The organism is Corallococcus sp. AB018, assembly GCF_003986945.1.
In the GTDB taxonomy this organism is placed as follows: Bacteria; Myxococcota; Myxococcia; order Myxococcales; family Myxococcaceae; genus Corallococcus; species Corallococcus exiguus.
In genome coordinates this window covers 1-10,008 of record NZ_RAWR01000295.1, presented here as the reverse complement: position 1 = coordinate 10,008, position 10,008 = coordinate 1, and the positions used below count along the sequence as shown (strand labels likewise).

Below are 10,008 nucleotides of genomic sequence, written 5' to 3'. Positions count from 1 at the left end.
CGCCCCGCCCGCGTGTCCGCTCTGCTCCGCCCTCCTGCGCCCCCCGCCGACACGCCCCTCGGATTCCTGACCCGGCGTTCAGCAACGACTGTTCTATTTCTGACCGGCGGGTTAGGAATGCGTCCGCATGCCCCGCCACGCCGACCCCAAAGCCCGCAGCGCGCTCATCGCGTCCGCGCGGGCGGAGTTCGCGAAGCGGGGCGTGAAGGGCGCGCGCATCAGCGACATCACCGCCGCCAGCGGCCTGTCCAAGGGCGCCTTCTACCTGCACTTCCCCTCGAAGGAGGCCCTCTTCGCGGCGCTGGTGCAGGAGTTCCTGGAGGCGCTGGAGGTCCTGGCCACGAAGCGCATGTCCTGCATGGACCGCTTCCGCGCCGACCACAGCGGCCTGCCGGGCCCCGGGGACGTCGCCACGCGCTCGGAGCGCTACCGCGACTTCCTGCGGATGGAGGCCGAGCTCGACGTGGAGATGCTGGAGCTCATGTGGGAGCAGCGTGAGCTCGTCACGGCGCTCATCGTGGGCAGCCAGGGCACCGCCTTCGAGTCCGTCATGTGGGACGTGGTGGACCGCGAGGTGGAGCGCATCGCCGGGGAGTTCCACCACCTGCGCGGCCAGCATCCGGACACCCCGGACGTGGACCCCAGCCTCTTCGGCTCCTTCATCGTGGGCACCTATCTGCTGCTGGCCCGGCGCATGGGGCGGCTGACGCAGAAGCCGGACCTGGCCACCTGGGCCCTGGGCCTCCAACGTCTCATGCACGAAGGCTCGCTGCCCCGCGAGGCCGTGCCCGCGACGCCCGCCGCCATCGCCCGTCCTTCTTCACCGCCTTCCACGCGCCGGCGCCAAGCCCGCGCGGACCACCCGCACCGCCCGCCAAGGAAACGCCCGTGAAACCATCCACGAAGCCCTCCGCCTCCCGCGCCTTCACCGCCCTGGGGATGGCCGCCGCGCTCGCGCTCTCCGGTTGTGACAAGGCGGATGCCGCGTCCGCGCCGCCCGCCACCGCGGCCCCCGGCCAGGACAAGCCGGCGCCGGCCGTGAAGGTCGTCTCCGCGCGCGGCGTGCAGGCCTCGCAGTCGGAGGAGGTGACGGGCACGCTGTACCCCGCCCAGGGCCTCCAGGTCGGCTTCGAGGTGGGCGGCCGCCTGGAGTCGGTGCGCGCCCAGAAGGGCCAGGCCGTGAAGAAGGGCGACACGCTCGCCCAGCTCAACTCCGAAATCGTGGACGCGCAGGTGGCTGGCGCGGAGGCCGCCGTCGCCGCCGCGGAGGCCGGCGCCTCCATCGCGAAGGACGCCGCCGAGCGCACGGAGAAGCTCAGCACCGGCGGTGGCGTCAGCGACCAGCAGCACAAGAACGCCGTGGCCGCCGCCGCGCAGGCCCAGGCGCAGGTGATGGCCGCGAAGGCGCAGCTCGCGCAGGCCCGCGCGGCGCGGCGCCGGCATGACCTGAAGGCGCCCTTCGCGGGCACGCTGATTGAATCCCCGGACCAGACGGGCGCCACGGTGGGGCCGGGCTCGGCCCTCTTCACGCTGGAGCAGCTGGACACGCTCATCTTCCGCACCACCGTGGCGGAAGGGGCGCGCGCGCTGCTCAAGCCCGGCACGAAGGTGCGCGTGGCGGCGCTGGGCAACGGCGCGTCCACCGACGAGGCCGTGGTGCGCACCATCCTGCCCTCCGCGGACCCCACCACCCGCCGCATCCCGGTGGAGATCTCCGTGCCCAACGCGGACGGCCGCTTCGTGGCCCACACCCTGGCGCGCGCCATGCTGAAGCTGGGTGAGACGCAGGACGCGCAGCTGCTCCCCACGACGGCGCTGTCCTCCTCCAACGGGGACCACGTCCTGGTCGTCAGTGACGGCTCGCTCCAGCGCGTGGACGTGCAGGTGCTGGAGCGCCGCGAGCGCGAGGTGGTGGTGCGCGCCGCGGCCGCCCTCCAGCAGGTGGTGGACTTCCCCACGCCCTCCCTGACCCCCGGCACCCGCGTCTCCGTGAAGTAGCCGCAAGCCGCCCCTTTTCGCCGCGGCCTTTCTTCGCGCGCGGCGTGCGTGAGCTCTTCCATGATTCTCAGTGACGTTTCCATTCGACGGCCGGTGTTCACGGCCATGGTGTCCCTGCTGCTCATCGTGCTGGGCGTGATGGGCCTCAAGCGCCTGGGCACCGACCTCTACCCGGACGTCAGCTTCCCCGTGGTGGTGGTCAACACCCTCTACAAAGGCGCGGGCCCGGGCGAAATCGAGACCCAGGTCATCAAGCCCCTGGAGGACGCGGTCGCCGGCATCAGCGGCGTGGATAAAATCCACTCCTTCAGCCGTGAGAACGTGGGCACCGTGGTGGTGTCCTTCACGCTGGGCACCGCCCTGGACACCGCCGTCCAGGACGTGCGCGACAAGGTGGGCCAGGCCGTCAACAAGCTGCCCACGGACGCGGACGCGCCCATCGTCAGCCGCGTGGACCTGTCCGCCGCGCCCATCCTCACCTACGCCATCTCCGCGGACATGCAGTCCCAGGCGCTGCGCAAGCTGCTGGATGACCGCATCAAGCCCGCGCTCGCGCAGCTGGCCGGCGTGGCGGAGGTGCGCATCACCGGCGGTGACACGCGCGAAATCCAGGTCGACATCGACCTGGACAAGGCCCGCGCCGTGGGCATCGCGCCGTCCCAGGTGTCCCAGCGCATCGCCATGGAGAACCTCAACCTGCCCGCGGGCCGTCTGCAATTGGGGCCCAACGAGCTGACCGTGCGCGCCATGGGCGAGTTCAGCAGCGTGGAGGACCTCCAGAAGCTGCCCATCGCCCGCAGCAGCACCGGCGCGCAGGTGCGCCTGGAGGAGATCGCCACCGTCACGGACGGCGTCGCCGAGCGCCGCACCACCGCGCGCCTCAACGCCCGCGACGCCGTGGTGCTCGAAATCGTGAAGCAGCCGGGCTCCAACACCGTGAGCGTCAGCGACGCGGTGAAGAAGACGCTCGCCCAGATGGGGCCGGTGGTGGGGCAGGGCTTCCAGGCCACGCTCCTCATCGACCAGTCGGACCTCATCCGCGCCAACACCCACGAGGTGTGGATCGCCCTCATCTTCGGCGGCTTGATGGCGGTCCTCATCATCCTGATGTTCCTGTTGGACCCGCGCGGCACGTTCATCTCCGCGCTCGCGCTGCCCACGTCCGTCATCGGCACGTTCTTCGTGATGTACGTGCTGGGCTACTCGCTCAACCAGATGACGCTGCTGTCGCTGTCGCTGGCCATCGGTCTGCTCATCGACGACGCGGTGGTGGTCCGTGAGGCCATCACCCACCGCCTGGAGCAGGGCGAGGACCCGATGAGCGCCGCGTCCAACGGCACCAAGGACGTGGGTCTGGCGGTGCTCGCCACGACGCTGGCCCTGGTGGCGGTGTTCATCCCCGTGGCCTTCATGCCCGGCATCGTGGGTCAGTTCTTCAAGCAGTTCGGCATCACCATCTCCGTGGCGGTGCTCATCTCGCTGTTCATCTCCTTCACGCTGGACCCCATGCTGTCCGCGCGCTTCGCCAAGGCGCACAAGCCGGGGGAGCAGCGGCACGAGCCCGCCGTCTTCCGCGCGCTGCGCCGCTTCCTGGAGGCCACGGAGTCCACCTACGCCCGCATCCTGGGCTGGGTGCTGCGCCATAAGTGGACCACCGCCGGCCTCACCGTGCTGGCGCTGGTCCTGTCCTTCGGCGCCGCCAGCCGCCTGGGCGTGGAGTTCATGAGCGCGGAGGACCGCTCGCAGCTCATTGTCGAGTTGCAGCTGCCGGACTCCGCCAACCTGGCGCAGACGACGGAGCGCGCCGCGGAAGCGGAGGTCCTCCTCAAGAAGATCCCCGAGGTCACGGACATCTACACGACGGTCGGTCCCAACGGAGACGTCTACAAGGCGCGCATGCGCGTGCTCACGGTGGGCAAGGACCAGCGCACCAAGAGCATCGGCACCCTCAAGGAGGAGGCCCGCGCGCTGCTGGTCCCCAACCTGGTCTCCACCGCCATCACCCTGTCGGACCCGCCGTCCATCGAAGGCCTGGGTGACTGGTTCCCCATCATGGTGCGCGTGGTGGGCCCGGACCTGAAGCGCGTCAACGAGGAGGCCGAGCGCGTCGCCAGCATCCTGCGCACCCTGGGCACCTCCGATGTTCGCGTGGACTCCAACCCGGCCAAGCCGGAGCTCCAGATTCAAATCGACCGCGCGCGCGCCGCGGACATGGACCTGTCCGCCGGGTCGCTCGCCGCGCAGCTGCGGCTGGCCATCGACGGTGACGTGACGGCCAAGCTGCGCGAGGGCACGGATGAGACGGACATCCGCGTGCGCCTGCGCGAGCAGGACCGCGCCACGCCGGAGCGCGTGCGCCAGCTGATGATCGCCACGCCCAAGGGCCTGCACCAGGTGACGGACGTGGCGGAGGTGTCGCTCAAGGACGGCCCCAGCGTCATCGAGCACGAGAACCGCGAGCGTCAGGTGGCCGTCGTGTCCCAGCTGGCCAAGGGCGCTGCGCTGGGTGACGTGGCCACGAAGCTCAAGGCCGCCATCGCCCAGAAGCCGCTGCCGCCCGGCTACGCCATCGTCTACGACGGCCAGATGAAGAGCCTGGATGAGCAGAACGACGCGTTCGGCATCGCGTTCGGTCTGGCCTTCGTCTTCATCTACATGGTGCTCGCCAGCCAGTTCGAGTCCTTCAAGCACCCCTTCACCATCATGGTGTCGCTGCCGCTGGCGCTCGTGGGCGCGCTCCTGGGACTCGTCGTCACGAACTACCACGTCAGCATGGGCGCGATGATTGGCGTCATCCTGCTGATGGGCCTGGTGACGAAGAACGCCATCCTCCTCATCGACGGCGCGCTCCATCACCTGCGTGAAGGCGACTCCGTGGACGAGGCCCTGCTCAAGGCCGGCCCCCGCCGCCTGCGCCCCATCCTCATGACGAGCGCGGCCATGGCCATTGGCATGGTCCCCACCGCCGTGGGCACGGGCATCGGCTCCGAGTTCCGCGCCCCCATGGCCATCTCCGTCATCGGCGGCGTCATCACCTCCACCTTCCTCACGCTGCTGGTGGTGCCGGTGGTGTTCGCGGCGATGGAGAAGCTGTCCTTCCGCAAGAAGCAGCCCCGCGCGCAGGGACCGCACTCCGCGCACCCCGTGGACGCGTCCGCGGCGCACGACCGCGCGGCCTGAGGCCTCACGGCATGAAACAAAAGGCGCGGGTGACGGCTCCGTCACCCGCGCCTTTCATTTGAAACAAAGGGGATGAAACAAGTTCCGGGTGGGCGTCTTCCGCGGGAGGCTACCGGCTCCGGGCCTTGCCGGAGACGGGGCGTTCGCGGGCGTCCTGCCCGGAAGGAACGGCTCTAGCGCGAAGCCGACATGCCTTCGCCGTTGAGCAGGCGCACACGCGCCTTGGCGAGCTGGTTCTGCGCTTCCTCCAGCGACACACAATCCACGGTGATGTCGTCGTTGGGGGATGCTTCCGACGCCACGCGGGCCGTCTGCAGGCGCGCGATGGTGGAGTCCGACACGTGCGCGCACATCGCACAGCCATTCTTGCGCCCGTGGTTGATGACCTCGGAGAACAGGTTCGCGGATTCCGGCTCCAGCGGGCGCAGGCCCCGCATGTCGGCCAGAACCAGGTGCCGCCCCCCGCCGTAGCTGTCCGTGGCCTTCTTGTAGACGGCCACGTACTCCTTCATCTCGTTCGGCCGCATGAAACCGCTCATGCGGGCAGTGATGGTCCGACGGCTGACATCGTTGGTGACTTCGAACATAGGTGCGCCCTCCCTCGCAGGATCAAAGCCTAACAGACGTCTTTCGGACTTTCACCAGCCCCCCCTTGATTCCTTGGGGGGTGGAAGGTTTGAAAGGAATTGCGTGTTATTCCTTCTGGGTAGGTTGTAAAAATGAAGAAGCCCGGCCCACGTGAGCGGGACCGGGCTTCCGTGCTCTGGGGTTGACCCGGAGCGGGTGGAGATCAACCCACTGAGCGGACGTTCTGCGCCTGCAGGCCCTTGGGGCCGCGCGTCACCTCGAACTCCACCTTCTGACCTTCCTGAAGCGTGCGGAAGCCGTCCATGTTGATGGCGCTGTGGTGGCAGAACACGTCCTCACCACCGCCGTCCTGAGTGAGGAAGCCAAAGCCCTTCGCATCGTTGAACCACTTCACCGTACCAGTAGCCATGAATCGTCTTCTCTTTGTTGGTGGGGCGCGGCACCCACCGCCCGGGAGCGGTCGGTCCTCTCGAAATGTGAGGGCCTGAGTGCGCACAACAGTCTGCCCGTCGGGGAGGGGTGGGTGGAAGCCCCCTTGCTGAGCAGTCAACAGTTCGTGGGGTAGTCAGCCTCCCCACCACTGTTGGCACAGGCAGGCGGGCGTGGGGCCGGGGCGGCTCCAGCGCCTGGGTTTGGAGGCATGGCTACCGTTCCGGGCAAGGCCACGAAGGCCGGGAGAGGAGTCACGTCATGTACGAGGTCCGAGGCCCCGAGCCCCTGCTGCCCCCAGTTCCTCCGCGCCCGGAGGGCGCCGTGCGGCGCGAGTGGCGCCGGATGAGGGACCACAGCGCGGCGGCGGGCATCCTGTCGCGTCCGCTGTTCGGCCGGCTGCCGCTGCGCCGTTGGGTGTCGCAGGACCTGCACTCGGTGCTGGACTACGTGGGTGGGGCGGCGCTGGTGGCGGTGGGGAGCGCGTCCGGCGACAGCAAGGCGAAGGCGGCCGGCTGGGCGCTGGGCGGGGCCGCGGTGGGCGTGTCGCTGTTCACGGACTACCGGCTGAGCCTCACGAAGCTCATCCCCATCGAGGCGCACGAGCTGGCGGACTACGCCTATGGCCTGGGCGCGGTGCTGGCGCCCTTCGTGCTGGGGTACGCGAAGCGCTCGCCGGTGGCGGCGGCGCTGCATGTGCTGCTGGGCGTGAAGGTGCTGGCCGCGTCGCTCGTCACGGACTACCGCTGCCAGACGGGCATGCACCTGGGCGGAGAACTGGCCACGGACCCCGAGGGCATCGGGGCTTGAGGCGTAAGCCTTTTTGTTGGTGAAGGCTCTAGCGTAACGATTTTTGGAGTCGGATAACCATTTTGGTTACGTTCTCCTTCTGGAGAACGATTTCTGGAACCGTTCGGTCAAGCCATCCGCGCACGCCTGGGAGTCGACCTTCCTCCCAAGGCGGAGCCCATCGGTTACGCCCGGATCATCCTGGCGCACGAACTCGTCGTGCTGCCGCATCACCAGGTGTCCTTTGTCGCGCCTGGGAGTGGGAAGCGCGAGCGCGTCGAAGGAGGGCGGAGCATTGTCCTCTATCCCCCGACCTACGCGCCGGAGCCAGGGCTCTTCCATCAGCTGGAGTTCGCGCTCAAGTACGAGGGGGTATCGCTCGAAATCCTCTCCGCCCTGTTCGAGAAGGAGCCCCGGAAGACGCTGGAGCCACGACTCCAGGAATACATCCAGCAGCGGCCCACCGGGCAGTACTCACGGCGGCTCTGGTTCCTCTACGAATTCCTCACTGGAAACCGTTTGGACCTGCCGGATGCGGCCAGTGGCAACTACGTTCCGTTGCTGGATTCCGAGGCGTACTTCACCGGCACGGAGGAGCGGAGCCGGCGCCATCGCGTCATCAACAACCTGCTGGGCACCGTGGACTTCTGCCCCATGGTCCGGCGCACCGGGAAGCTGAAGCACTTCGCCAGCCTGGACCTGGCGAAGGAGGTCTCCCGGCTCATGGGCGAGTACGACGAGGACGTGCTCCGCCGGGCCGTCCAGTATCTCTACGCCAAGGAGACCCGCTCCTCGTTCGCCATCGAGCGGGAGAAGCCAGGCCCGGATCGCACCGAGCGCTACGTGGCCCTCCTGCGGCGAGTTCCCCAATGGGACACATTGGATGAAGCGGCGCTGACCGCCATCCAGAACCAGACCGTGGATCCTCGCTACGCGGAGGCGGGTTACCGGCAGGAGCAGAACTACGTCGGCGAGACGGTGAGTCTCAGCGACCAGAAGGTCCACTACCTGCCGCCCCGTCCCGAGGATGTCCCCACCCTCATGCAGGGACTGCTCGCCAGTCTCGAGCGGATGGCGAAGGCGCGTGTGGACCCCATCGTCCACGCGGCGGCGGTGGCTTTCGGCTTCGTCCTCATCCACCCATTCCTGGACGGAAATGGGCGCCTGCACCGCCTGCTCATCCACTACATCCTGTCGCGCTCGGGCTTCACGCCGCAGGGGCTCATCTTCCCCGTCTCCGCGGTGATGCTGCAGAAGAGCTCCGAATATGACGCCTGCCTGGAGTCCTTCTCGGTCGCTCTCATGCAGCAGGTCGATTACACGCATGACGACGACTGGCACGTCACGGTGAAGGGGAAGACCGGCAACCTGTACCGTGCAATCGATTGCACGCGGATGGCGGAGGACCTCTATGCGTGGACCGAGGAGACCATCCGCACGGAGTTCCGCAAGGAGCTGGAGTTCATCGTTCGCTACCGTCAGGCCCGCGAACAGATGGAGCGGGTGGTGGACCTGCCGGATCGACAGTTGAACCTGTTCATCCAGGTGGTCCTCCAGAACAAAGGCAGGCTCTCCGCCACCAAGCGCGCCTCACACTTCGAACTCCTCACCGACGAGGAGGTTCAAGCGCTGGAGACCATCCTCCAGGAGCAGTTCCTCAAGGGCTCAACTTGAGCAAGAAGCCGTCCTGCAGCGGCCGTGACGGTCCGTCCTCCGGCATGGACCGGTTGAAGCCTCCGGCGAGCAGCACGCCCCCGGACGCGTCCACGCTCACGGCGCGGGCCTGGGCCACGGTGCCGGGGCTCGCGAATCCGCGCACCCAGAGCGACGTGCCCTCTTCCGGTAGCAGCTTCGCGACATACAGGCCCGGAGGCAGGCTGCCCCCGCCCAGGGCGAGGCCGCCGTCATGGCCGCCCGCCACCGTCAGCTGGCCCGCGTCGTCGGTGGCCACCATCGGTGCTCCGGTGGGGAAGGTTCGCGCCCACCGCTGGCTGCCGTTCGCGTCGTAGGCCAGGAGGAAGCCGTCGCGGGAGTCCGCGCGGTGGAAGGTCTTCTGGAAGTACAGCTGGCCGCTGAAGCCTCCGCCCACGAAGACGCGGTCCGCCCCCACCGCCACGGACACCGCCGTGCCATCCGTGCCGCGCACGTCGTGGCTCCAGACGTGGTCTCCGTCCCGGGTGAGCTTCACCACGAAGGGCGTGTGCTGGCGCACGGTGCCGAACGTGGCGTCTCCCAACGACACCGCCCCCGCGTAGCCGCCCACCACGTGCACGTCGCCAAAGACATCCACCGCCACCGCTCGCGCGGAGACCTCGCCTTCGCCTGAAGGCATCCACACCCGGCTCCAGCGCTGCTCACCCTTGGCGCCCACGCTCAACGCGAAGCCCGCGTGCCGGCCAGGGGGCGTGCGCTTCAAGCCCTCTCCCAGGTCGCGCGCGCCGGCGAAGTCCCCCACCAGCACCGCGCCCCCGTGCTGGTCGGACGTGACGCCGTTCACCGCCACCGGGCCTTCACCCGGCAACGAGCGCACCCAGTCCAGCGCGCCTCCGCCGTCCAGCCGGGCCAGGAACGGCCCCTCCGGCAGCGTGGCGCTGTCGCGGGTGAATCCCGCGGACATGCCCGTGATGAAGATGTTGTCGGCGGCGTCCACCGCCAGGCCGCCTACGCGGGCCCGCGCCTCGTGCTCGGGCGTCCAGCCCCGTGCCCACTTCAGCGTCCCGTCCGGCGAATACCGCGCCACCAGCAGGTGTGGCGCCACAACGTTGCGATTGAAGGGCAGGGGACCCGCCCCCAGGTCGATGGGTTCTTGATAGGTCGCCGCCACCAGGACGTCCCCGTTGGAGGTCACCACCGCGTGCGGAGCCTGTGGGTCCCCAACCATCAGGGTCCGCGACCACACGTGTGCCTCCACGCCCTCTGGCGCTACCTGTCCACCCACCTCACCGAGCACCGGGATGCGCGGTGCCGTGGCTCGGGCTTCCTCGCACCCCACGAGGAACATCCCCCCCATGAACACCGCCATCC

The 10,008-nt window shown here is 68.8% G+C and carries 8 protein-coding genes; 5 read left to right on the top strand and 3 right to left on the bottom strand.

Annotation, left to right across the window (positions count from 1 at the left end; translation table 11 throughout):
- Nucleotides 1-127 precede the first annotated feature (127 nt).
- Genes D7Y11_RS38905 through D7Y11_RS38895 form a run of 3 tightly spaced genes read left to right on the top strand, consistent with a single transcriptional unit; the run spans nt 128 to nt 5,178 of the window.
- Complete coding sequence (locus D7Y11_RS38905; RefSeq protein WP_126936206.1) at nt 128-892, top strand: TetR/AcrR family transcriptional regulator; 765 nt, start codon at nt 128-130, stop codon at nt 890-892.
- Nucleotides 889-1,998: an efflux RND transporter periplasmic adaptor subunit gene (locus D7Y11_RS38900; RefSeq protein WP_121778563.1), complete on the top strand. Its 1,110-nt coding sequence runs from the start codon at nt 889-891 to the stop codon at nt 1,996-1,998. The genes D7Y11_RS38905 and D7Y11_RS38900 overlap by 4 nt, the downstream gene beginning before the upstream one ends.
- A 60-nt stretch (nt 1,999-2,058) precedes the next feature.
- Nucleotides 2,059-5,178 (top strand): efflux RND transporter permease subunit, encoded by a 3,120-nt coding sequence (locus tag D7Y11_RS38895; RefSeq protein WP_126936205.1) that lies wholly within the window; start codon nt 2,059-2,061, stop codon nt 5,176-5,178.
- 173 nt (nt 5,179-5,351) lie between these two features.
- Here D7Y11_RS38895 and D7Y11_RS38890 read toward each other — a convergent pair whose 3' ends face one another.
- Together D7Y11_RS38890 and D7Y11_RS38885 are read right to left on the bottom strand one after the other, a co-directional pair.
- The gene (locus tag D7Y11_RS38890; RefSeq protein WP_233597529.1) at nt 5,352-5,705 is read right to left on the bottom strand and encodes a hypothetical protein; all 354 of its coding nucleotides are present in this window, start codon (nt 5,703-5,705) and stop codon (nt 5,352-5,354) included.
- 263 nt (nt 5,706-5,968) lie between these two features.
- The gene (locus D7Y11_RS38885) at nt 5,969-6,175 is read right to left on the bottom strand and encodes a cold-shock protein (protein WP_120562412.1); all 207 of its coding nucleotides are present in this window, start codon (nt 6,173-6,175) and stop codon (nt 5,969-5,971) included.
- A 281-nt stretch (nt 6,176-6,456) separates the two neighbouring features.
- Here D7Y11_RS38885 and D7Y11_RS38880 point away from each other — a divergent pair, with 281 nt between their 5' ends.
- Together D7Y11_RS38880 and D7Y11_RS38875 are read left to right on the top strand one after the other, a co-directional pair.
- Entirely contained in the window at nt 6,457-7,005 is a 549-nt protein-coding gene (locus D7Y11_RS38880) for a hypothetical protein (protein WP_121754965.1), read from the top strand.
- A 198-nt stretch (nt 7,006-7,203) separates the two neighbouring features.
- A complete protein-coding gene (locus tag D7Y11_RS38875; protein ID WP_126936204.1) occupies nt 7,204-8,658 on the top strand; it encodes a Fic family protein in 1,455 nt (484 codons plus the stop codon).
- On the opposite strand, the gene D7Y11_RS38870 is transcribed toward D7Y11_RS38875, so the two are convergent.
- On the bottom strand, nt 8,642-10,008 hold a 1,367-nt coding region (locus D7Y11_RS38870), incomplete at its 5' end, for a hypothetical protein (RefSeq protein WP_126936203.1). The two genes, D7Y11_RS38875 and D7Y11_RS38870, sit on opposite strands and share 17 nt — an antisense overlap.